Here is a 24098-nt window from a genome sequence, read left to right as displayed (position 1 = left end):
GTAGAAGAGAAGGTAATAATAAATGGGGAGAAGAAAACAGTTTATTATACTTTCTTAACCAACATTGATTTCAAAAGACCAAAAATATATCTAAAAACGTATAAAAACGATGGAATATCGAAACAAGATTCAGAATGCTTAAAAACATAGCTATAAAACGAAATCAAAGATTTTAGAAGTAAGATTATTCTTGTTTATACTTAGAGCGATTATTCACAATCTATGGGTTGCAATGCAATGGAAAAACAAAAATACGAATTATAAAACCATGAATTTAAAAGAATTCGTTATCAAAATTAATGAATTAATTCGAATGCACATATATACAAATAAACCAATAGATAATACTCAGTTGTGCATACCTAATGCATATTCGGAGATACTGAGATAAAATTAAGAATCGATTTAATGGGAGTTTTTGTGTGAAATATAGGAAATGGAGTATAAGTATGTTAAGTAGATCATATAAAGATTTCGTTGTAGTGTCTATTTTATGTTGATTCTGCAAAACTAATGCGTAAATTAGTGTATTTAACCATATACAATCAACATTATAAATCCAAAACTTAAATATTAATTGTATTAAGGTGAAAGATAATGCCCAAAATTTTGGTTATTGAAGATGAAGAAGATATATTAAATCTAATAAAGATAATCTTAGAAATACAAGGATATGAAGTTCTAACTGCATGTGATGGATTTGAGGCATTGGAACGTATGAAGGAGAATCCTGACTTAATAATTTTGGATATTATGATGCCAGAAATAGATGGATGGGAAGTTCTTGACAAAATTAGAAAAAATGAAAATTGGAAACCTATTCCTGTGATAGTATTCACTGCCAACACCCACATAGAGAATCTCAAAAAAGTCCATGAAAAAAGGGTAAATGATATCATTGTGAAGCCTTTTGAAAAAAAAGAACTATTGGAAAAAATAGAAAAAATACTAAATACTGTGGTGTAGTTTATGCCGACCAAAATCTTAAATTTTAAAAAACTAAGGACTAAATTGATAATACTCTCAATAATCATCGCAATAATTCCTGTTTTAATTTTAGGGGTTGTATCTACAAACACCATTACAGACACAATGAATGAGCATGCTCAACAAAAAATAACCAATGATTTAAAGGTTGCAGAGAGTATTGTAGGAAAAAATCTTAAAATTTTGTCAGTCGTTACTACAGAATCTACAAATTTGGAAGATGTTATCTATGCAGTCAAAACAAAAAACCACACCAAATTAAAAAGAATATCATCTATCATAAAAAATTCAACAAATGCAGATTTTGTAACTTTTTTTGACGATAGGGGGAATGTTATAGGCAGGTCAAACAATGACTTAATAGGGGACAAAGAATTGCAGAGTTTGGTTAAAAAAGCATTATTTGGAGAAGAGATAAATTCAATTGAAATAATAGATGAAGATACAATTAAAAAAGAGAACCTTGAAGATACTGTTAAGATAAATATTATAAACACACCAAAATCTATTGAACTAAACAAAACCATAGAAAAAAGAGGGATGGCGTTAGTATCACTTGTACCAATTAGAGACAATAATGGACATGTAATTGGGGCTATACTAGCCGCGGATATTTTAAATAAAGATTATAGGATTGTTGATGAGATTAAAAATATAACTGGAGATACTGCCACAATATTCTTAGGTGGGCTTAGGATTTCTACAAATGTTCAGGAAAATGGCAAAAGGGCAATTGGAACACTGGTTTCAAAGGAAGTTTATGATGAGGTTATAAACAATAGAAGTACTTATTATGGTAGGGCTTTTGTTGTTAATGATTGGTATATAACCGCTTATGAGCCGATTAAAAACAGTAACGGGGAAATCATTGGGATGTTGTATGTAGGAACCCCTGAAAAACCATTTATGGCTCTCTTAAATTACATAAAAAAGCAGATCTTTGTTGTTGGTGTTATTGGGTTGTTGGTTGCGTGGGGGTTGGCACTCCTTATAAGTAAAAGTATAACCAAACCTATTGAAAAATTGAAAGAAGGTGCAGAGAAAATCAGTAAGGGGGAATATGACTGTAGAGTTAAAGTTGAGAGTAATGACGAACTTGGAGAACTTGCCATGGCATTTAACAAAATGGCTGAAGAAATAAGAACAACCCATGAAAAACTTAAAAAACATGCCAAAGAATTGGAAAAATCATATAACGAGTTGAAAGAACTTGATAGATTAAAATCCGAGATTATAGCGATAGTATCTCATGAGTTAAGGACACCGTTAACATCGATTAAGGGGTATGTGGAGTTGGTTTTAGATGGAACAATGGGTCCTTTAAACGAATCTCAAAGAAAATGTCTTGAAATTGCAAATGAAAACATAAATAGGTTAAAAAGATTAATAGAAAGTATGCTTGACTTGTCTAAAATTGAACGTGGAGAACTTGAAATGAGGATAGAGAAGATAAACTTGAGAGATTCTGTAGATAAGGTTTTAAATACCCTAAAACCATTAGCAAGTGGGAAAAATGTTAGCATAGATTGCAATGTTGAGGATATAACAATAGAAGGGGATGAGGACAAAATAGACCAGGTTTTAATGAATCTAATTGAAAATGCTATAAAATACTCTCCAATTAATGGGAAGGTTAAAATTGAAGGATTTAGAGAAGGGGATTACGTCCATATAAAAGTTACTGACAACGGCCCTGGAATACCTAAAAAGGAGATAAACAAGATATTTGATAAATTCTATCAAGTGGATTCATCAACAAAAAGGAAGAAAGGAGGTTCTGGTTTGGGATTGGCGGTGTGTAAGAGTATTGTTGAGGCCCATAACGGTTCAATTTGGGTAGAAAGTAAACTTGGGAAAGGTAGTACGTTCCATGTTCTCCTACCTATAAGGCAGAACAAATAATTTTTTATAAATTTTTTTGAACTTGATGATACGAGTTTCTATTTTTTTTAAATGATAAATTATATAAACGTTCAGGGTAACATATTTATTGTGGTCTTGTGGGGTACCATATTCACAAAAAAGGGGTGTCCCAATGAAGGGCATTATGAGCAAAGAAGTTATAATAACAACAACATACGATATTCCAGGGATAGAACTCTACACATTAGGGGTAATTTCAGCAATAGTCGATGGTATAGACATGGAAAATCTTTTAAAAGAGTTAGAAGAAATAGCCCAATCCATGGATGCAAATGGAATCGTAGGATTTAAAACAATTGCGATAAATGAAGGTGATTCTGTTAAATTAATGGGTTATGGTACTGCCGTTAAGTTTGTAGAAGGTCAGTGGGCGATAGATTAAGCTTTATTTATTTTTTTAATTTTTTATCTTATTTTTTTAATTTTTTATCTGATCTTTTAAAACCCTTCAATCCAAATTATTATATTTTTATATTTGATATGGTAACTAAAATAAGTTAATTTTTCTCTAATTTTGTTTATCTCTTTTAATTAATGTCTATTATAAATACAGGCGATATTTATATTTTTTGAAATGGTTCAAATAAATAATTATTTATTTTTGTAAAAACATATGTGTGGTTAGTACCCCACAAGACCACAACAACCAATGCCAATGGGGGTTGAATTATGGACTTAAATCCACCAGACAAGATTGTTGAAATGGCAGGAAACGTCGGACAATACAAAGCAAATTTGGGTGTAGACCAACTCCTCCTTAGGGGAATAATGGGCGGAGCATATATTGCCATGGGTGCTGGTCTTTGTACTGTATGTTCAACTGGAGTAGCCCAAACACTTGGTTCAGGGATAGCAAAACTTATCGGTGCATCAGTGTTCCCTGTAGGTTTGATTCTGATAATATTGACTGGTATGGAACTTGTTACTGGAGATATGATGCTCTTGCCAGTAGCGATAATGCAGAGAAAAGCAACGTTCTCACAACTATTAAAAGTATGGACTTGGGTTTATATTGGAAACCTAATTGGGTCTTTGATATATGCGTTTATAATGGCATACGGACCCCTTAGAACATTTAACAAAGCAACTGGAGAATTCGCCGTTAATGCATTTGGTCAAACAGCAATAAAAATTGCAGAGGCAAAGGTTCTACCATACATTGCAGGAGGAGGCCTTGGATGGATGTCTTGCCTTATTAAAGGAATTGGTTGTAACTGGCTTGTTAATTTGGCAATAGTGGGTTCAATGGCATCCACAAGCGTTTTAGGTAAGTTCTTTATGATATGGTTCCCAATAATGACATTCGTTGCTTCAGGATTTGAACACTGCGTGGCAAACATGTACTTCATTCCAGCAGGCATGTTGTTGGGAGCAAACGTCACTACCTATGGATGGTGGGTTTGGAACGAACTTCCAGCAACAATTGGAAACATAATCGGAGCAGTATTATTCGTAGCAATGGTGTATCAATATGCCTACGGTAAAAAGATTTAACACCAATAAGATACTAAAACATACAAAGGCATCCCCCTCCGCTACAATTTCTATAATATTTTGGATTACCATTGTAGTGCTTGCTACAACGTTCTCAAAAAATATTTGGATATTTATACTTTCCATTCCATTTATCGTGGGATTGATAGTAATTCCATTAAAAATATCTAAGATGAACAACGAGATATCTGAACAGTTGATTCCATTATATGAAAAAAATGCCAAATCCTACAAAATCAAGGATATAACAAAAGAGACACTAAACCAGTGGGTAAAAGTTTCAGGAATTGTAGAAAAAGTAATCTACGGCCTATCCCCAAAACCAACTATTAAAATAAAGGATGAAACTGGTGAAATATTCGCTAATTTAATTGTGGCTCCAAATGATAACATTAAAAAAGGAGACAAAGTTGAGATTTATGGGGTTGTAACTAAACACTATAAATTTTTTGGATTCATGGGGATTCCAAAACTATGGAAACCAAAAATCTATGGAATAGGCGTTAAAAAACTAAGTTAATGGAGGGATTTTGTGGGTTCTAATGCAAAACCAAAGAAAAAACTTGCGGTTGTCACATGTATGGATACTCGCCTTGTAAATTTCCTATCTGAAAAGTTGGGGATAGAAAGAGGAGATGCTAAGGTCATAAAAAATGCAGGGAATGTAATAACCGAAGATGTAATAAGATCTCTTGTTGTTGCAATTTATTGCTTGGATGTTGAGAGGGTTATGGTTGTAGGGCATACGGATTGTGGAATGATGTCTGTGGATGTTGAGGAGATTAAGAAGAAGATGATTGAAAGAGGGGCCAATCCTTACTTCACTCCGAATCTTAAATGCTGGTTAAGTAAGATTGATGATGAAGAAAAGAACGTAATTAAGGGCGTAGATGTGATAAAAAATCATCCTGCAATACCAAAAGATATTGTTGTTGAAGGTTATCTCATGGATATTGAAACTGGAGATCTCAAAAAGATATGTTAAAACTTTCATCAAAATATGGACTTAAGTTTTCTTGAATATATCCTTATATACCCACAAAAAAGAGAAAAACTCGTGGATGAGGCCTTTGGCCGACACGTAAAAAACTTCATGTCTTGTTGTAGGGGCAATTTCTACAATAGGCCCTATGTCTGACACTGTGACGGGTTAAAGGTTCCGACCCCCAAAATAGGGCACCACTCAATTTATTTTTTAATTTTTAATGATATATAAAATTTGTTGTACATGGCACCCGCCATTCTGCGAACCCTATTTAGGGAGCAGATGGCGAAAAAAGACCCAAAGGCATCTTCGTGATATTATGAATATAAAAATAACAATTAAAAAATTAACCTTTGAACGACCAAAGGAAAACCCAAAAAATACAAAATTGGAATTAAACCTTAATTGGAGTGTTGAATACAAAAAAATAGACACCAATTCACTCAATTACACCTGTAGGTTAAAGACAAAAAATGAATTTCCCATGGTATTCACTATTGAGGGTATTATAGAATTTGAGAACGAAATCATTAACATTCCAGAGGATATTTCAAAATGTATCCTAAACAATATGACTCAAATCTTAGTACACATGATAAACCTAACAAAAGAAAAACCTATTAAACTTGAAACTCCCCAAGTTGCAGAAATTCCTACTCAAAAGATTGCATCATAAATAAAAGGTGAGATAATGAGGGTTGTCCATACAATTTGCCCATACTGTGGGACTGGTTGTGGAATTAATCTAATTGTGAAAGATGAAAAAGTCGTAGGAACTTATCCATTCAAAAGACATCCTGTAAATGAGGGAAAAGTGTGTATTAAAGGAAACTACTGCTATGAATTCATACACAGGGAAGATAGACTAAAAAAACCACTGGTCAAAAAGGATGGAGAGTTCGTTGAAACTATATGGGATGAGGCATTATCCTTAATCGCAGAGAAGTTAAAGGAATACTCTCCAGATGAAGTTGGATTCTTCTCATCCGCAAGATGTACTAATGAGGACAATTACGTTTTCCAAAAATTTGCAAGGGCAGTTATAAAAACCAACAACATAGATCACTGTGCAAGGCTTTGACACTCAGCAACTGTTGTAGGTTTAGGATCTGCCTTTGGGTCTGGTGCCATGACAAACTCAATTGAAGATATTGAAGAAGCAGATTGTATATTAATAATTGGTTCTAACACATTTGAACAGCATCCATTGATTGCAAGAAGGGTTGTTAGGGCAAAAGATAAGGGGACTAAGGTTATAGTAATTGATCCAAGAAAAACCCCAACTGCAAAAAATGCAGATTTATACCTCCAAATAACCCCTGGAACAAACGTGGCTTTATTAAATGCAATGATGCATGTGATTATAAAAGAAGGATTAATCGATGAAGAATTCATAAAAAATAGGACAAAAGGATTTGAAGAGTTGAAAAAAGTCGTTGAAAAATACACACCCGAATATGCTTCAAAAATCTGTGGAGTTTCTCCCGAATTAATTATAGAGGCAGCGAAGATATATGGAGGTTCTGAGAGATCGTCGATACTCTACTGTATGGGAGTTACTCAGTTCAAACATGGTGTAGATAGTGTTAAATCATGCTGTAACTTGGCAATGATAACCGGAAACTTAGGAAAGAGAGGAACTGGAGTTAATCCATTAAGAGGACAAAACAACGTCCAAGGAGCCTGTGATATGGGTGCTCTACCTAACGTATTTCCGGGTTATCAGAAGGTAGATGTTGCCTATGAGAAGTTTGAAGAAGTGTGGGGAGTTGAGTTAAACCATAAAGTAGGTTTATCAATTCCTGAAATGATAGAAAACGCAGGTAAAGAGATAAAATGCCTCTACATAATGGGAGAGAACCCGATGGTGTCAGATCCAGACATTGGGCACGTTGAACATGCTTTGGAAGAATTGGACTTTTTGATAGTTCAGGATATCTTCCTAACTGAAACTGCAAAACTTGCCGATGTTGTTCTTCCAGCGGCATGCTGGGCAGAGAAGGATGGGACATTTACAAACACTGAGAGAAGAGTTCAAAAGATAAACAAAGCAGTAAATCCACCAGGAGAGGCATTGGAGGACTGGATAATAATTAAAAAACTTGCAGAGAAAATGGGATATAAAGAGTTGTTTAACTACAACTCACCAAGAGAGATATTCGAAGAGATTAGAAAAGTAACGCCCCAATACGCAGGAATTACATACGAAAGATTGGGAGTCGAAGGAATACCATGGCCATGCAAGGATGAAAACCATCCAGGAACACCAATTTTACACACTGAAAAATTCTTAACTCCGGACGGTTTGGGAGTGATCTTCCCAATTGAATACGAAGATCCAGGAGAATTGCCAGATAACGAATATCCATTCATCTTAACAACTGGAAGGGTAATATTCCACTATCACACAGGAACGATGACGAGGAGAAGTAAACACATGGTAGGTGAAATAAACGAAGGATTCGTAGAAATACACCCAGAAGACGCTAAGAAATTAGGTATTAAAAATAACGAATTAGTTAAGGTATCCTCGAGAAGAGGAGAAGTTATTGTGAAAGCAAGAATCACTGAAAATATTAAAAAAGACGTTGTATTTATGCCATTCCACTTTGCAGAAACTACTGCAAATATACTAACAAACACCGTTCTTGATCCAAATTGTAAGATTCCAGAACTTAAGGTATGTGCTGTAAAAGTTGAAAAATTAAAAATTAGTGAAGGAATGCCGAGCAAAGCAGTATCCTCCGAAACTACTTAAAAATAAACTTTTAAATTTTTATAACGGTGATATTATGGACAAATATCTCCTAATCCAGGCTACGGATGAGGGTATCTTAAAAAAGGCGGAATGTGGTGGAGCAGTAACTGCATTATTCAGATATCTACTGGATAAAAAACTCGTTGATGGTGTCTTAGCATTAAAGAAAGGAGAGGATCTCTATGATGGGATTCCAGCATTCATAACGAATTCGGAAGAACTAATTGAGACTGCTGGTTCTCTACACTGTGCTCCAACGAATTTTGGGAAGTTGATAAAGAACTACTTAGCAGATAAAAAGATTGCAGTCTCTGTTAAACCATGCGATGCTATGGCAATAAGGGAATTGGCGAAGTTGAACCAGATCAACTTAGATAACGTCTATATGATCGGTTTGAACTGCGGAGGAACCATTAGTCCAATTACAGCGATGAAGATGATTAAACTATTTTATGAGGTAGATCCTAAGGATGTTGTGAAGGAGGAAATCGATAAAGGAAAATTCATCATCGAGTTAAAAAATGGGGAACATAAGGCAGTAAAAATCCATGAGTTGGAAGAAAAAGGTTTTGGAAGGAGGAAGAACTGCCAAAGATGCGAATTAAAAATCCCAAGAAATGCGGATTTAGCATGTGGAAACTGGGGGGCAGAACCAGGATGGACGTTCGTTGAAATCTGCTCAGAGAAAGGGAAAAAACTCATTGAAAATGCTGAAAAAGAAGGTTATATAAAAACTAAAAAGCCTTCTGACAAAGGTATTGAAATTAGAGCGAAGATAGAAGAGAGCATGATCAAACTCGCTAAAGGTTTCCAGAAAAAGCACCTTGAGGAGGAATATCCAGACCTTGAAAGATGGCAAGAGTATTGGAATAGATGCATTAAGTGTTATGGCTGTAGAGATGCTTGTCCAATCTGTTTCTGTAGAGAGTGTAGATTGGAGGCGGATTACCTCGATGAAAAAGGCAAAATTCCTCCAGATCCAGTAATGTTTCAGGGTATTAGGTTGTCCCACGTCTCCCAAAGTTGTATAAACTGCGGGCAATGCGAAGACGTCTGTCCAATGGAAATTCCACTCGCATACATATTCCACAGAATGCAGTTGAAACTCAGAGATATCTATGGATATATTCCAGGGATTGATGACAAGATGCCACCATTGTTTGATTTTGAATAATAAATTATATATATTTGATATCATAATTTATTACCATATATAACTTAAATATGAAAAAAGGTGATATAATGGTAGTAAAAATAGGAATATTGAAGTGTGGTAACATCGGGATGTCTCCAATAATAGATCTTTGTTTGGACGAAAGAGCAGATAGGAAGGACATAGATGTTAGAGTTTTGGGTAGTGGGGCAAAGATGGATCCAACTTCAGTTGAAGAGGTAGCAACAAAGATGGTAAATGAGATAAAGCCAGATTTTATCATCTACATAGGGCCAAATCCAGCCGCTCCAGGACCAAAGAAAGCGAGAGAGATATTAAGTCAAAGCGATATTCCTGCGGTTATCGTTGGAGACGCTCCAGGTTTAAGAGCAAAGGATGAAATTGAAAAGGAAGGACTTGGTTATATTATCATAAAATGCGACCCAATGATTGGAGCGAGAAGACAGTTCTTAGACCCTGTTGAGATGGCGTTGTTTAATGCCGATGTAATTAGAGTTTTAGCAGGAACTGGAGCGTTAAGAATCGTTCAAAATGCTATTGACGAGATGATTGAGTCTGTTAAAGAAGGAAAAGAAGTTCCATTGCCTAAAATCGTTATTAACGAAGAAAAAGCGGTTGAAGCGATGGAATTCACCAATCCTTATGCAAAGGCAAAGGCAATGGCAGCATTTACAATCGCTGAGAAGGTTGGAGATGTGGATGTTAAAGGCTGTTTCATGGTAAAAGAGATGGAAAGATACGTCCCAATTGTTGCATCTGCTCATGAGATGCTCAGATATGCTGCCATGTTGGTGGATGAAGCGAGGGAGTTGGAGAAAGCAATGGACGCAGTAAGTAGAAAACCACACCATCCAGAAGGTAAGGTATTGGGTAAGAAGAAGTTGATGGAAAAACCAGAGTAAATTAAATCCCATATAATTCCTTTGTATTTTTATAAATTATTTTTATAATCTCTTCTTTTGAATACTCATCTTTTTTAAGTTCCCAAATTTTATCTACAACTTTTATAACATTTTTTGGTTCATTTTTCTCTCCTTTTATTGGAGACAAATATGGGCTATCTGTCTCAACAACGATATTTTCCAAATTTAGGTTTTTTACTAAATTTTGGTGATGCTCTGAAAAACAGATTAACGTTGAGATGGAAATGTAATGCCCACTATTGATGATTTCTTTTGCCAAATTCAAATCTCCACTATAACAGTGATACATGGAAACTACCCTATTATTTACGATATCAAAACATTCCCTTTCCATTCCCTTTGCATGAATAACTATTGGCTTATTTAACTCTTCCGCTAAATTTATAAATTTTCTAAATCTTTCTTCCTGTTTTTCCTTATTCTCAACTCTAACATCCATTCCTATTTCCCCAACCGCTAATATCTCTTTTTCATTTTCTTCTATTAATTTATAGACTTCATCAACAACCTTATCATCACTCCTAACATTACTTGGGTGAAAACCTAAGGTTATATGGATGTTATATTTTTTCTTGCATTCTAATGCCCTCCTACACCCTCCTAAACTTGCACCACTTGTAACAATCTCTACGCCATTTTCTTTTGCATTTTTTACTATCTCATCTCTATTTTTGTTAAACGCCTTATCCTCAACATGGCAATGAGCATCAATATACACATAATCACCCTTAAATATGATTTTAAAGTTATTTTTATTTAGAGTTAATTGGGGGATACTATGGAAAAGGTCTTTTATTCAATAAGAGAGGATTACGATTCATTGGATAATAACTTTTTGGATTCAACATTTGAATCATGCAATTTTGAGGAATTTGATAAAATACTCATAAAGCCCAACATTCTTGGCCCATATCCACCAGAGAGGGCAGTTACAACCCATCCAAAGTTCTTAGAGTGGATTATAAAATACTTACAGGATAATTTTGATGGGAAGATTATTGTTGGAGAGTCCTCTGGATACTCAACGAGAAAATCCTTTAGCGTCTCTGGAATTGAGGATATCTGTAGGAAATATGACATAAAATATATTGCATTTGAGAAGGATGAACATATAAAAACAAAAATTCTCGATAAAGAGATTCCAATTCCAAAAACTGTTGTTGAGAGTGATTTGATAATAAACCTTCCAAAACTAAAAACACACGTTTTGATGAAATTTACTGGGGCAGTTAAGAATTTATATGGTTGCGTTCCTGGGGGTTTAAAGCCAAAATTGCATGGATATTTTCCAAAGGAAGAGGATTTTGCAAAATTGTTGGTTGAACTCTATAGATTTATAACCAAAGATAAAGAGATAGTAACCATTATGGATGGGATTTGGGGAATGGAAGGAAATGGTCCGAGTAATGGAAAAGTAAAGCATTCAAAGATAATTATGGGCTCAAAAAATCCTGTTGCAGTTGATTTATTTGCATCTTATTATATTGGTTATAAAATGGATGATATTTTAACAAATAAATTGCTTAAAGTTGATTTTGAAGTAATAGATGCAGATAAAAATGAGAAAAAATCTCTCAATGAGATAAAACCTCTAAAATTTAAAAAACCAGATACGGTTTATTTGAATTCCCTTTTACCTCCTCAAATAGTGAGGATGATATTTAATATTATGATTCCAAAACCGAAAATAAACAAGAGTAGATGCATAAAATGCAGGATTTGCGAAAAGGTTTGCCCAGTTAATGCAATAATTAATTTAAAAATAGATAGAAAGAAATGCATAAAATGCTATTGTTGCCATGAGATGTGTCCTTATGATGCGATTGATTTGAAAAGATGGTTTTTATAAAAATTTATAATGTTGCTATTTTTATTTCATCCTTATCAATAACAGCCGTTGCACAGGTTACTGGATGCTCAAATTCTTTGTAGTTTAAGATGTATTCACAAATCTCCTCTGGAGTTTCTCCCCCTATATCAATAACTTGCTCTTCTGAGATTGCACAGCACTCATAGGTACTTAAATAATAACCTTTTCCTTCTTTAAGTTCAACTTTTTTAACTCTTAATTCATCATCTTTGACATATCCCATGTAGCATTCTTCTTTATCTAAAATAACCCCTATTCTTGGAGTGTTGTATGCATCCTTCTCATAATCCAAGGTTATTAATTGATAGATTAAAACATCTCTTTTTGGATAATTAAATGCCAATTTCTCAGCAATGAAATCAGTGTGAGAGCCGTTAGTTGCCACAACAATGTCATTTACAATTTTTATGCAATTGTAGGTGATGTATGGGTTTTTAAAAACTTCATTTGGGTCTTTTGGAATTATTGCTATGGTATTTTCATCAATAATCTTTGCCTCCCTATTTGGAAAACTTCTGCTTGAAACCCTGTAGCATACAAATGGCTTTCCTTCTTTTGTCTTTCCAACAACCAAAAATCTTCCAATATACATAAAATCACCCATTTAATTTTTATAGTAAATAATAAAGAAAATAAATTTATTCTTCTTCAATAGCACTTATTGGACAGTACTTAGAGCAAATCCCGCAGTTTGTGCATTTTTCTTTATCAATTATTGCCTTTCCATAGGTTTTTATTGCTTCAAATGGACAGAATGGGACACACTCTCCACATCCAACGCATTTATCCAATATCTTCATGCTTTCACTGTTTTTATGGTTCTATTATAATTTATTTTGCTATTTATTTAACCTTTTTTATTATTGCAATTGATAGGTAATCTTTAAATTCATCGAAATCAATTTCATCTATTTTTCCATAAACAATTTTTTCATCCTCAAACGTTGCTTTTTTAACTATTCCAATAACATATTTATCTTTTTTATCATTTAGTTCTTTTAACTTCTCCCCTAAATTCGTTGTCTTCATCACGACAATGGTATCAAACTCATCCAAATATCTCTCCAAATCCTTCCCCTGTGGAAGAATGCAGAGTTTCTCATCCCCTTCAACTAAAGGAATATTTAGCCTTCCTGCAGCAGCAAATGGGGAAGAGATGCCGTTTATTATCTCAATATCTATGTTGTTTTCTTTTAAAATATTCCAAACATAGGAGAATGTGCTGTATAATGTTGGATCTCCCAAAGTAAGAACTGCAACTTCCCCACTCTCATTCATTATTTTATTTGATGCCTCATTCCAGTATTTTTTTAATGTTTCTTTGTCTTTTGTCATTGGAAAGAGAAGTTCAATTATTTTTTTGTTTTTTATGTAGTCTCTAACTATTTCCAATGCTATGGACTTTTTTCCTTCTTTTGATATTGGAACAAAGATGGTATCTACCTTCTCCAAAATATTCTTTGCCTTTAAAGTTAATAATTCCTTATCTCCAACTCCCACGCCAATGCCATAAACTTTCTCTACCATTAACTCACCTTTTTTTCAACTTCGTTATATGCATCATCAATTATTTTTTTAATTTCTTCCTTTGATATTCCAAATTTCTCTCCAACAAATTCTGCCCTTTTTAGCATGGAAGGATGTGTTGAGAAGATGTTTAAAAATCCCTTCTCTGGCATGTAGTTTGCATAGTGAATTTTTGCCAGTGCTTTGATATATGTTTTTGGACTCATTATTTGTGATGCAATAATATCTGCTTCCTTCTCCCTCTTTCTACTCAAATACATATCAATAGCGAATAGTGAAAGATAGCCAATTGTAAATATTGAAATCCCAATTAGCCAGTAATCTCCAAAAACCTTTTTAATGGCATCAAGGATGTAATTTATACTACTAAATATAAAAACCCCTAAAATAAGCCATACAAATAGCCAAATTTTTATATGTTTTTTCTTTTTATGTGCTATCTCATGGGCAAGGATTGCCTTTAATTCATCCTCATTAAGAATATTGATTAATTTTGTGGTTAATATTAGTTTTTCATTAAGAAGTCCAACAACCATGGCGTTTGCCATATCTCCTTCAATGATTTTAATTTCCTTAAATTTCTTTGCATTTAATTTTTTTGTCAGTTCATTCACAAGTTTTAAAATCTTTTCATGATACGACTCTCTTTCTTTCTTTTTTATTATGACATTCCCTATCAACCTTCCGGGAATGTAAAAAGCAATAAATCCAACGACCATCCAAAATGCAATCCTCATTGGTATTGGGAGGTTTTCTAAAACATTATAGAACCCATCTGGCAAATATGAAGGTAGTTGGAATATAACAAAAAATCCAACAATCATTGGCAATATTAAAACCCCAACAACCTCCAATGATGCTCCTTTTCTATTCTTCACATCGTGGATTTTTAGGAGGTACTTAACTCCAAATATCATAGGAAAGAATACCATTATTGCGTATATCCCAATTATAATTGTCATTGCACTTGCCACATCTCCAAAATTAAGGAGATAAACAACCAATGCTGGTAAATCGCAAATAAACAATGCCGGAATAAAGAGTAAAACGCATAAAAGCATATGCAATATGGAAAAGATGGCAATCTTTTTATTTACCTCTGCCCTTTCCCTTATTGATTTTGGGAGATTTTTTGTTAATTTTCTTATATAGCCAACTACCAACAATCCACTAATCAATGGAATTATAATAAACAAACTAACGCCTAAAATAATTATCTTATAATTCGGCTCAACCTTAGCAATTAATGTATTATTGTTTACCTTTGATTCAACAACTGATAGATAAGCATCACTCTCAACATTATAGGAAAAGTTTCCAAGTTTTTTAATAGGAGAGATGTTGTAGATAAACTCCTTCCCATTCCACTTAACTTTTATGTAGGTTTTATATTTTCCATCTTCAAACCTTGAGTTGATGTCTTCATAATCTTTTAGGTTTTTCTCCAAGTAGGAACTGATGTTTTTATCAGAAACCACCTTTAAATAGGCATGATCCCCCAAATCAACAGTCATATTTACCCCAAAGGTTTGTGGAATTAGAACAAATAAAGGTAGTAGAAGCCAAAAGTGTCTCATATTATCCCCCCAATTTACTTAATAATCCAAATACAGTTTTTGCGTTAGATGTTGAATACAACCACATAAATTTAGGACTCGATAACAACAACATTAATGGGCATAAATAAATTCCAATAAATTTCGCAAAACTATATTACCTAAAAACATCCTCTTCCTTATTTCTAATTAAATCCCTTCCTTTTCCGTCACCAAAAGGGACTTGTGCATTTCTAATAATAACAACAGGAATGCCCTCATTAGCCTCCCCCATAACAACATTAGCCATACTTGCCAATTCATCAGCAATAGCAACCTCTGTTGTTTTTAATTCCCTCCCAAATAAGTCCTTCTCCCCCTTTCTATCCCATAACGCCAAAATCCCACTTACACCAATAGCAACTCCAACCGCTCCCTTTCTAAAAGGCCTTCCAACACTATCGGATATAATAACTCCAACCTTCTTTTTGGTTATTTTTTCAATTTCCCCCCTTATTTTTTCAGCACTTTCATCTGGATTTTTTGGGAGTGGTTTTATGCCATTTACATTACTCTCATCTACCCCACTGTTGGCACAAACAAAACCATGCTTTGTCTCGGTTATTATAAAATTCTTCCCAATCTTCACAATCTCCTTCGCCTCATCTAAAATAACCTGCATAACTTCTGGTTCTTTTCCAAGTTTTTTAGCAAGTTCTACTGCCTCTTTTGATGGTTCTATATCTTCTTTCTTTAAAATATTCCCTTCAAGTTTTGATATTAATGTTTCAGCGATAACAACAATATCTCCATCTTTTAGTGGATATTGAGCAATTATCTCTGCCAAATTTACACATTCGTTTCCTTTAAAGATTGGAAGTTCGAGACCAATAACCTCCACTTTTCTCTTTTCTTTAATCATTATTTTCACCAAAAAATAAAAATTGTTAATTATTTGTTGTTTATTTCACTAAATATCTCATCCAATGCCTCAATTAATCCATCTATATGTTCCTTTTCAACAATTAAAGGTGGTAAAAACCTCAAAACAACATCAGATGTGCAATTTATTAAATAGCCCTTCTCAAGCATCTTTTTAACAATTTCTCCCCCATTAAATTCCAACTCCATCCCAAGCATCAATCCTAAGCCTCTAACCTCTTTTATAAATGGATACTTTTCCTTTAATGTTTCCAATCTACCCTTAAAGTATCTTCCCATCTCCTCAACATGTCCCAAAATGCCCTCAATAACCTCAACTGTTGCTAATGCGGAAGAACATGCCAATGGATTTCCTCCAAAGGTTGTTCCATGGTCTCCATAACCCATTGCCTTTGCTACTTCCTCCTTAGAAAGCATTGCACCTATTGGCACACCTCCACCTAATGCTTTAGCAAGAGTTAAGATATCTGGTTCTATGCCATAATGCTCATAAGCAAACATCTTTCCAGTCCTTCCCATTCCACATTGAACCTCATCAAATATCAAAACCAAATTCTTATCATCGCACAAATCCCTAACTGCTTTTAAATATTCCTTATCAGCGACGTGTATTCCTCCTTCTCCTTGAACTGGCTCAATCATTATGGCAACCGTTTTATTTGTTATGTTTTCCTTTAACGCCTCAATGTCATTAAATGTGACATATTTAAATCCAGGGGCTAATGGTTCATATCCTTTCTGATATTTTGGTTTTGGTGTTGCAGTTATTGTTGTTATTGTCCTTCCATGGAAGGCATTTTCCATTGTTATAATTTCTCCACCATCTTTGCCTAAAATTTCCTTTGCGTATTTTCTTGCTAATTTTATACCTGCCTCATTTGCCTCAGCCCCACTGTTGCAGAAGAACACCCTATTTAACCCACTCAAATTAACGAGTTTTTTTGCAAGTTCTATTTGCGGAATTGTGTAGTAGATGTTTGATGTGTGGATTAAGGTTTCTGCCTGTTTCTTTATTGCCTCAACAACCTTTGGATGGCAATGCCCTACATTATTAACACCAATCCCTGCAAGGAAGTCTATATATTTTTTTCCATCAATATCATAAACATACATTCCTTCTCCTTTAACCAAAACAACAGGTAATCTTCCGTAAGTTTGTAAATGATACTTTTTTTCCTCTTCCATGTATTTTATCTGTTCCATTAAACCACCCATATTTTGATTATAGAAATTGTTGTATTACGTATTTTTATAATTTTTTAAAAATGAGGTTGTATTAAATAACCAATAATTAGAGCAAATGTTGGGGCAGAGACCCATCCTAACACAACATTTCTCAGTGTTCTCCAACTTACTGTCTTAATTCCCTTCGTTAACCCCACTCCAACAACTCCACCAATAATTGCTTGGGTTGTAGAGACTGGCATTCCGAATTGGGTAAATACAAACACCGCCAATCCAGCAGATAATTGGGCGATAAATGCAGGAAGTGGATTTAGTTCAACAAGTTCCAATCCAACAGTTTCTGAAACCCCCTTTCCAAAAAACAATGCCCCAAACCATAAGGCAACGGCCCCAACAATAAAGATTGATAACTCATTAGATATGGTTCCAAGGACTGTTGGTAAATCATTTGCCCCCAAGTTGTATGCAATTAAACCCCCACTAAATACCAACCCATATTTTAAAAAATTTTCTCTCTTCAATATCGGAATTTCCAATTTCTCAAAAATCTTGTAAATTACGTATGCCAAAACCCCTGCAAGGATTGGGGATATAATCCAACTACTAACAATTTTAACAAAAAGATTCAAATCAGCGGAATTTAAATTTAAACCAACCAATGCAGAAACGATTACTTGATGCGTAGAGATGGGAATTTTTTTTGATGTTAGGAAGGTTATTATTACCCCTGCTATTATTAGAGGCAGTGTTATATCCCCACTTACAATAGAACTCATCGTATGCCCAACATTATAACCATTTAAACACCCAATGAGAACAAAAATTCCAAATAAAAGAACCGCCTTTTTATAACTCATTAACTTTGCTCCAACGGTTGTGCCAAGAGCATTAGCAGCATCATTTGCCCCTATTACAAGAGATATATACAACCCAATAAGTATCTCAATTATTGCAATCACCTTATTAACTTAAGTATATTACTTGAAATTCATTTGCCACATCTTCAATTAAATCACTTATATTTGTAATCATATCCACAAGATCACTCATCAATTTCCCTTCCCAAAAATTATTGATTTCCATATTGACCATGTATCTATAAATCTCATGATGGATGTCATCAATTTCCTCCTCCCTCATTTTTATTATTTTTATACATTCATTAAAGTCCCCTCTCTCTTCAAAGGCATTAACCGCATTTATCAAACAATCAAGCATCTCAATGGACATGTCAAGAACCAATTTGCACTTTTCTTTTATGTTGTTGTCTAACTCAAAAGTCATCAAATCGTATATCTTCGCTCCATGATTTACACTATCTAATACTTCATCCAAAATTTCTATTGAGTAATTTAACTCCCTCCTCATACTTGGAAGAAATGCCTCATAAAGTTTTAATATTGCCTTTTTCCTTATTTCATCCCCTTCTTTTTCTATGGATGTAATTTCGTTTAGATATTCTTTGTCTTTATTGTCTAAAAATTCTTTTAGTATTGCTATTGCTTTTTTTGATAACCCTATGTGGTATTTTATAAATTCTATGACTTCTCTTTCTGGTTTTCTTTTGAAGAAAAATATGGACATACTTTATCCCCCATAATATAAATGACATAAAAAAATATAAAAAAAGTAATTTATAATTTTTAGGTTTTTGAAAGAACAAAAAATCATTTAAAAATTTAAACTTACTTAAAGTGGAGGGATATTGTGGATTTTAATACATTCTTATTGATTGTATTGTTAATATTGCTAACAATCCTGATGCTTATGATTTCAATAATAAACAAAAAAATAAAAATCCTAATACAGGCATTAGAAGACACTACAGAAGAGATTATTGATGAAGAAAGAGATATTGTTGTTTTAAATGATGAAAAATACTTTTATTATGTTCTAAACATCATAAAATCTGCAGAAAGGGAAATTGATATTATAATGTTTTCCATGTTTAGATGCAAACAAACAGAAGAACTACTAAATGCCCTAATTGAAGCAAGAAAAAGGGGAGTTATGGTAAGGATAATTTTAAATAAAGAAGTGGAATCAAACAAAGAAGCAAAAAACTACTTAGCAAGTGAGAGAATCTCTGTTAAATATTCAAAAACACGAGTGCATAATAAGTTGGTTATTGTTGATGATATTGTTGTTGTAGGTAGCCACAATTGGACAGATAGCGGATTATTTGAAAATAAGGAATCAAGTATCGCTATTAGGGATAAAAAAGTTTTAAAAGAAGAGAAAGAGTACTTTGAAGCATTGTGGGAAAGATTGTAGTTCAAAAATTTTTGGTGAAATTATGAAGATAGCAATATTCTCAAAACTTACATTAAAGGAAGATGAAATTAAGGCAATTATTGATGCTGATGTTTTTCCCCCAATAAAAAGAGGGGATTTATTAAGCCCAGGCATGAATAAGTATGATGTTATTGGCATAATTGATGGGGTATTTTTACAGAATACTGCAGTAGGGCATAGGGAGATTCTTTACAGGTTAAAGGAAGGCAAAGTTATATTTGGTGCTGGTTCAATGGGGGCTTTAAGAGCATCTGAGTTAGATGTTTATAGCATGATTGGGGTTGGAGAAGTTTATAAACTTTATAAAGAAGGGGCTATTGTGGACGATGATGAGGTTGCAGTTACATTTGACGATGACTTTAATCAAATATCCTTCTCTCTTGTCAGTTTTAGATTTATGGTAAAGAATGCTGTTGAAAAAGGATTAATTAGCAAGGAAGAGGGAGATTTATTAATAAAAATAGCAAAATCTCTCTACTACCCACTAAGAACATTTAAAAACGTCCTTGATAAGACAGATTTTAGCGAGGAGAAAAAAGAAAAATTATTGAAATTTTTTGAAAGTGAAGAGGATATAAAAAGAAAAGATGCCTTTGAGATGTTGTATAGGATAAAGGATTTTGTGGAAAAAAGTAATTAACTTGTTTTAATGGCTAACTATTCAAACTTTCTTAGCATGTTTATTAACTGACAGTGTGATTACAATATTCCTTTCTTTATTAGTTCTTTACTACACTCTTTAATCACTTCATAAAACGATAATCCATATTTGTATCTCAAATATTCTATACAGTTTGATACTATCGCCATAAATCTAACAAATCCAATATTGCTCTTTTCAGACGTTAGATATAAAGTCTCCACGTCAGGAGACAAAAACCACCTCATTTTAAGCTATTCCCGAGATGTCTCTTTGGGGTAGTAGGGAGAAGGTCAGTCCCGTAAAAGGGAGCGGGTATCGATGAAGGAGGGCGTTCAAAATGTTTGAATATATTTGAATGCCTTCTGAGATACCTTATAATTGAATTGGTGGAATTATTGATTTTATTATTTTAATGGCATTTAACATAGATATGGCAAATATTACCTTATTTTTTGGAGTTCCTTTTAAAACAAACTTTGCCACCTCTTTTACAACATCCAAAATCTTCTTAGTGGTTATGTACGAAGTTGCATCTGGATGATACTCAATATCCACATACTCCCCAATAATCTTTGCCTTCCTTTTTGCAAGTTGTAATGCTATTAGGTGCTCAACACTGTATCCTTCCCCAAAATAAACATTTTTTAAAAATTTCGCCTTTATTATCCTATATCCACATTGGATGTCCTTAAAAATATAAATTTTTCCTGAATAGAATGTCACTACCAAAGACATTATCAAACTCGCTAAAAAATTGGATACCTGCCTGTGGATTGGAATATACTTATATCTCCTAATCCCAAAAACAGCATCTGCATTTCCCTTTTTTAATTTTTCTATCATCTTTGGAATATCTTTTGGTTTATGCTGATAATCCCCATCCATATATACAATATACTCTGGGTTTAACTTCAACGCAAACTCTGTACCATCTTTCAATGCTCTTGCTTTACCCTCATTTTTTTCTTTTTTTATTAGATATATGTTATTTTTTGATTTTTTTGAAAACTCCTCAACAATGTTTATGGAGTTATCTTCACTCCCATCATCCACAACAACCGCATCAATCCCCAATTCCTCCAAATCCTTCAAAACCTTCAATATATTCCTTTCCTCATTAAACATAGGAATAACAGCAATCATGATATCACAAAAGTGATTTTAAAGTTTTAGGTTTTATTCTCCTTATCGGGTGTTGAATTTATTTGATTTAGTTGTATGTCTATTGGAGATTCATCTTCTAAAAGTATGTTCTTAATATGCGATAACTCATTCTCTATTTGAGTTTTTAAAGTATTTATTTGCTTGTTGAACATATTTATTTTTTTACTTTTTACTTCATTTTCAACGTTTTCTAATAATTTTAGGGCATTTTTCAGGATTTCTCTCGCTTTTAAGTAGTCATTTTTTGATTTTAAAGAAATTGCTTCACCAACTCCTAATTCAACAATTTTTAACTTTGTCTTTATTCCAAGTTCACCAAGAACCTTTTGATACTGATCATATTCTTCCACATCCAAATAATTCCTATGCCTATTTAAGAAACTTTCAAATTCATTAACCTTACTTAATGTATTTTGCACGTCACACCCCAATCCATCACATATTAACATAATTCCGGCTTTTAGAGCATTATTAACCAATATCTTAATATTTTTATTTATCGGCCCCATTATTTCCTCATCCTCATTAAGTTTTGCAATTTTTTTTGCTTTTTTATATTGTTCAATTGCCTCCATCCATTTATCAATTGCATCCCCTAATTTATTTTGGTTAAATAAACTTAATGCATTTGATGAGAGTTCCTTTGCTTTTGTTAAGTGTGATTCTACTGATGGTTGTTCTTCGTGTTTAAGTTCTTCCAATTCCTCATTTTTTAGTGATTCATCTATTTTTTGAATTTCTTCTGTCGGAATTTTTTTAATTGCAATTAGTTCTTTATGTTTAATCCCAAGAATCTCCCTTAATTCTGGATTTTTATTTATTATTTTTTTGTATAACTTCAAAGCCTCTTTATAATTGCCCGAATTGTAATAATTGTTTGCTTTTTCTATTAATGCTAAATTGTTTTTTAAAGAAATTACTTTATTTGCTAAATTTTCGTTAAAGTATGGTTTTTCATCATCCTCATAATTTTTTAACAAATATAACAGTTGATTTAAATATTTTAAACAATTATTTGGATCGTTATTCTCCAAATATCTTAGTGCCCTACCATATTTCGATTTTACCATTTCCTCAATAACCCACCATGCGATTTCCTTCGCCATTATCCACGCAATTCCTCCTGCAAGTATCCACGCAATACCCCATGAAATTCCCATTACAATATCCCCCACAATTCCCCATGCAACTACCCATGCAATACCTCCAGCAATTATCCATGCAACTACCCAAGCAATTCCTGCTATAATCTCTCCAACAATTCCCCATGCAATTCCTCCTGCAATTACCCATGCGATTATCCACATAATCCCTCCTGCAATTCCGCCAACAATTCCCCATGCAATTCCTCCTGCAATTACCCATGCGATTATCCATGCAACCCCATAGGTTAACATAAAAATCCAATCCTCAAAAAGCCCCCTACTCTTTAACTCAATACCTAACAAAAATAACCATCCATAAACTAAAAAAATATATGCGATAAATCCCAACCACCCATAATTTACAAAGAACTCAACAATGGGACTGCTAGCCAAAAATTCAAACATTCATTACCACCAATTTAATATTTGTACAATTAAATCTATATTTTATTATTTCCCCCATATGTAAAAAACTTACTTTAAGAATCTTGGAAATTCACAGTAGTCTGGGAATTTATGTCAGTATTAAACACAACAAAGTCTAAATATAAAACCGTAGTTCCCATCACAAATTTAAATATTTATTTAATTGAATTAATTTTATCTAACACTTTAAGATTATAGGGCATAATTATTTAACTGCAAAATGACTAATAACAAATCACCCATTGTACACAAGTTCCATTTCACACCAAGATGTTTTTGATAGAAACTCCAACCATAACTAGTTTGGATTAAAAATACAAACAATATAGTTGAAGAGTATTTAAGAACCGTACAAAAGAAAAAACTATTCTATAAATTATAGACGCAATAAGTAAACATTTTTATCATACACCCTAAATTTAAACTTAAGATTAAATTTAGACACGTTTGCAAGGTATTCATAATTTACAATATTTATTTTAGGTAGGTAATAGTTTAAAAATATTTCTATTCTGCAATTGAACAACACTACCAATTTAAAGCAAATACTCAAAAACATGGGTTTCCAATAAAATTTAAAAGCCGATTATCTAAATTAAAATGAAGTTTCTTGTGGGGGGAGCATGAATATTTTTAGAATATTGACTCAGGATGCAAAAATTAGATTTCTTATACTAATGATGTCGATTGAGATTGTTTTTACATTCATTTTCTACCCTGGATTCAAAATGGTGAGTGTATCTCCACACAAAATAAATCTGTCTCCGAGTTTAGCCCCAGTTTGTGGAACGATATTGGGTCCTTTTTATGGGGCTATCGCAATAGTAACTGCAAAATCTGTATACCTATCAATCAATCCTAAAGCGGCATACTTTGGAGTATTTACAGTTTTGCCCATTACACTTGGAACTATTGTTGCAGGTTATCTATCTGAAGGTCGTTGGAAGCATGCTGCAATTGTGATAGCATTTGGATTGTTACTGTGGTATTCAACAGAAGTTGGAAGAGTGGTCTACTACTACCCATTCCTACCCATCTTTGCATTAATACTAATACTACATTTGAAAGATAAGATTTGTAAATTGATGTTTAAAAAATAGGACTTTCGCAAATACATTTAAA

26 protein-coding genes and 1 pseudogene are annotated in these 24098 nt (G+C 33.3%); 15 read left to right on the top strand and 12 right to left on the bottom strand.

All coding sequences use genetic code 11. From position 1 onward, the window contains the following. Positions 1 to 134: 134 nt before the first annotated feature. The 11 genes and pseudogenes from METFODRAFT_RS11785 (at position 135) to METFODRAFT_RS06090 (ending at position 10223) form a co-directional block, all read left to right on the top strand. Positions 135 to 391 (top strand): annotated as a pseudogene (locus METFODRAFT_RS11785) (hypothetical protein). Positions 392 to 597: 206 nt separating this feature from the next. Then, positions 598 to 966 carry a response regulator gene (locus tag METFODRAFT_RS06140; protein WP_007044694.1) on the top strand — a complete coding sequence of 123 codons (369 nt, stop codon included), beginning with the start codon at positions 598 to 600 and terminating at the stop codon, positions 964 to 966. 3 nt (positions 967 to 969) lie between these two features. Further along, positions 970 to 2889 carry a cache domain-containing protein gene (locus METFODRAFT_RS06135; RefSeq protein ID WP_007044693.1) on the top strand — a complete coding sequence of 640 codons (1920 nt, stop codon included), beginning with the start codon at positions 970 to 972 and terminating at the stop codon, positions 2887 to 2889. 133 nt (positions 2890 to 3022) lie between these two features. Beyond that, positions 3023 to 3292: a selenium-binding protein gene (locus tag METFODRAFT_RS06130; protein ID WP_007044692.1), complete on the top strand. Its 270-nt coding sequence runs from the start codon at positions 3023 to 3025 to the stop codon at positions 3290 to 3292. 287 nt (positions 3293 to 3579) lie between these two features. Then, the gene (locus METFODRAFT_RS06125; RefSeq protein WP_007044691.1) at positions 3580 to 4404 is read left to right on the top strand and encodes a formate/nitrite transporter family protein; all 825 of its coding nucleotides are present in this window, start codon (positions 3580 to 3582) and stop codon (positions 4402 to 4404) included. Next, positions 4382 to 4924 (top strand): OB-fold nucleic acid binding domain-containing protein, encoded by a 543-nt coding sequence (locus METFODRAFT_RS06120; RefSeq protein WP_007044690.1) that lies wholly within the window; start codon positions 4382 to 4384, stop codon positions 4922 to 4924. The genes METFODRAFT_RS06125 and METFODRAFT_RS06120 overlap by 23 nt, the downstream gene beginning before the upstream one ends. A gap of 12 nt (positions 4925 to 4936) precedes the next feature. Further along, positions 4937 to 5389, top strand: a complete 453-nt coding sequence (locus tag METFODRAFT_RS06115; protein WP_007044689.1) for a beta-class carbonic anhydrase — start codon at positions 4937 to 4939, stop codon at positions 5387 to 5389. A 319-nt stretch (positions 5390 to 5708) separates the two neighbouring features. Continuing rightward, positions 5709 to 6065, top strand: coding sequence for a hypothetical protein (locus tag METFODRAFT_RS06110; RefSeq protein ID WP_007044688.1), 357 nt, complete (start codon positions 5709 to 5711; stop codon positions 6063 to 6065). Positions 6066 to 6080: 15 nt separating this feature from the next. After that, positions 6081 to 8147: a formate dehydrogenase subunit alpha gene (gene fdhF / locus METFODRAFT_RS06100; protein WP_083820854.1), complete on the top strand. Its 2067-nt coding sequence runs from the start codon at positions 6081 to 6083 to the stop codon at positions 8145 to 8147. A gap of 34 nt (positions 8148 to 8181) precedes the next feature. Beyond that, the gene (locus tag METFODRAFT_RS06095; protein WP_007044685.1) at positions 8182 to 9321 is read left to right on the top strand and encodes a Coenzyme F420 hydrogenase/dehydrogenase, beta subunit C-terminal domain; all 1140 of its coding nucleotides are present in this window, start codon (positions 8182 to 8184) and stop codon (positions 9319 to 9321) included. 68 nt (positions 9322 to 9389) lie between these two features. After that, positions 9390 to 10223 (top strand): F420-dependent methylenetetrahydromethanopterin dehydrogenase, encoded by an 834-nt coding sequence (locus tag METFODRAFT_RS06090; protein ID WP_048115681.1) that lies wholly within the window; start codon positions 9390 to 9392, stop codon positions 10221 to 10223. Position 10224: 1 nt separating this feature from the next. Here the strand turns inward: METFODRAFT_RS06090 and METFODRAFT_RS06085 are convergent, their stop codons facing one another. Then, complete coding sequence (locus tag METFODRAFT_RS06085; RefSeq protein ID WP_007044683.1) at positions 10225 to 10962, bottom strand: YchF/TatD family DNA exonuclease; 738 nt, start codon at positions 10960 to 10962, stop codon at positions 10225 to 10227. A 60-nt stretch (positions 10963 to 11022) separates the two neighbouring features. Between METFODRAFT_RS06085 and METFODRAFT_RS06080 the strand changes: the two genes are divergently transcribed. Then, a complete protein-coding gene (locus tag METFODRAFT_RS06080) occupies positions 11023 to 12093 on the top strand; it encodes a DUF362 domain-containing protein (RefSeq protein ID WP_007044682.1) in 1071 nt (356 codons plus the stop codon). A gap of 4 nt (positions 12094 to 12097) precedes the next feature. Here METFODRAFT_RS06080 and METFODRAFT_RS06075 read toward each other — a convergent pair whose 3' ends face one another. The 8 genes from METFODRAFT_RS06075 to METFODRAFT_RS06040 all read right to left on the bottom strand — a co-directional run bounded on the left by METFODRAFT_RS06075 (position 12098) and on the right by METFODRAFT_RS06040 (position 18887). Next, positions 12098 to 12706 (bottom strand): IMP cyclohydrolase, encoded by a 609-nt coding sequence (locus METFODRAFT_RS06075; protein WP_048115678.1) that lies wholly within the window; start codon positions 12704 to 12706, stop codon positions 12098 to 12100. A 46-nt stretch (positions 12707 to 12752) separates the two neighbouring features. Further along, the gene (locus METFODRAFT_RS06070; RefSeq protein ID WP_007044680.1) at positions 12753 to 12914 is read right to left on the bottom strand and encodes a 4Fe-4S binding protein; all 162 of its coding nucleotides are present in this window, start codon (positions 12912 to 12914) and stop codon (positions 12753 to 12755) included. 43 nt (positions 12915 to 12957) lie between these two features. Then, positions 12958 to 13641: a precorrin-2 C(20)-methyltransferase gene (cobI, locus tag METFODRAFT_RS06065; RefSeq protein WP_007044679.1), complete on the bottom strand. Its 684-nt coding sequence runs from the start codon at positions 13639 to 13641 to the stop codon at positions 12958 to 12960. Continuing rightward, positions 13641 to 15218, bottom strand: coding sequence for a M48 family metallopeptidase (locus METFODRAFT_RS06060; protein ID WP_007044678.1), 1578 nt, complete (start codon positions 15216 to 15218; stop codon positions 13641 to 13643). Before METFODRAFT_RS06060 ends, cobI begins: the two co-directional genes overlap by 1 nt. A 136-nt stretch (positions 15219 to 15354) precedes the next feature. Further along, positions 15355 to 16098 carry a coenzyme F420-0:L-glutamate ligase gene (locus METFODRAFT_RS06055; RefSeq protein ID WP_007044677.1) on the bottom strand — a complete coding sequence of 248 codons (744 nt, stop codon included), beginning with the start codon at positions 16096 to 16098 and terminating at the stop codon, positions 15355 to 15357. A gap of 29 nt (positions 16099 to 16127) precedes the next feature. Continuing rightward, positions 16128 to 17321, bottom strand: a complete 1194-nt coding sequence (locus METFODRAFT_RS06050; RefSeq protein ID WP_007044676.1) for an acetylornithine transaminase — start codon at positions 17319 to 17321, stop codon at positions 16128 to 16130. 56 nt (positions 17322 to 17377) lie between these two features. After that, a complete protein-coding gene (locus METFODRAFT_RS06045; protein WP_007044675.1) occupies positions 17378 to 18262 on the bottom strand; it encodes an inorganic phosphate transporter in 885 nt (294 codons plus the stop codon). Positions 18263 to 18266: 4 nt separating this feature from the next. Beyond that, positions 18267 to 18887 carry a TIGR00153 family protein gene (locus tag METFODRAFT_RS06040; protein WP_007044674.1) on the bottom strand — a complete coding sequence of 207 codons (621 nt, stop codon included), beginning with the start codon at positions 18885 to 18887 and terminating at the stop codon, positions 18267 to 18269. Between the two features lie 123 nt (positions 18888 to 19010). On the opposite strand from METFODRAFT_RS06040, the gene METFODRAFT_RS06035 reads away from it, so the two are divergent. Both METFODRAFT_RS06035 and METFODRAFT_RS06030 read left to right on the top strand, forming a co-directional pair. After that, positions 19011 to 19577 (top strand): phospholipase D-like domain-containing protein, encoded by a 567-nt coding sequence (locus METFODRAFT_RS06035; protein ID WP_007044673.1) that lies wholly within the window; start codon positions 19011 to 19013, stop codon positions 19575 to 19577. Positions 19578 to 19599: 22 nt separating this feature from the next. Beyond that, a complete protein-coding gene (locus METFODRAFT_RS06030) occupies positions 19600 to 20238 on the top strand; it encodes a TfuA-related McrA-glycine thioamidation protein (protein WP_048115677.1) in 639 nt (212 codons plus the stop codon). Positions 20239 to 20297: 59 nt separating this feature from the next. Here METFODRAFT_RS06030 and METFODRAFT_RS06025 read toward each other — a convergent pair whose 3' ends face one another. The 3 genes from METFODRAFT_RS06025 to METFODRAFT_RS06015 all read right to left on the bottom strand — a co-directional run bounded on the left by METFODRAFT_RS06025 (position 20298) and on the right by METFODRAFT_RS06015 (position 22955). Then, positions 20298 to 20474, bottom strand: coding sequence for a hypothetical protein (locus METFODRAFT_RS06025; protein WP_245528935.1), 177 nt, complete (start codon positions 20472 to 20474; stop codon positions 20298 to 20300). Positions 20475 to 20613: 139 nt separating this feature from the next. After that, the gene (locus tag METFODRAFT_RS06020) at positions 20614 to 21384 is read right to left on the bottom strand and encodes a glycosyltransferase family 2 protein (RefSeq protein WP_007044670.1); all 771 of its coding nucleotides are present in this window, start codon (positions 21382 to 21384) and stop codon (positions 20614 to 20616) included. Positions 21385 to 21410: 26 nt separating this feature from the next. Then, positions 21411 to 22955 carry a tetratricopeptide repeat protein gene (locus tag METFODRAFT_RS06015; protein ID WP_007044669.1) on the bottom strand — a complete coding sequence of 515 codons (1545 nt, stop codon included), beginning with the start codon at positions 22953 to 22955 and terminating at the stop codon, positions 21411 to 21413. Positions 22956 to 23599: 644 nt separating this feature from the next. Here METFODRAFT_RS06015 and METFODRAFT_RS06010 point away from each other — a divergent pair. Then, positions 23600 to 24076: a hypothetical protein gene (locus tag METFODRAFT_RS06010; protein ID WP_007044668.1), complete on the top strand. Its 477-nt coding sequence runs from the start codon at positions 23600 to 23602 to the stop codon at positions 24074 to 24076. Positions 24077 to 24098: the final 22 nt, after the last annotated feature.

Origin of the sequence: Methanotorris formicicus Mc-S-70 (genome assembly GCF_000243455.1) — an archaeon.
GTDB lineage: Archaea > AGJL01 > Methanococci > Methanococcales > Methanococcaceae > Methanotorris > Methanotorris formicicus.
Note: the sequence above shows the minus strand (reverse complement) of the source record. Positions and strands in the feature narration are given on the sequence as shown.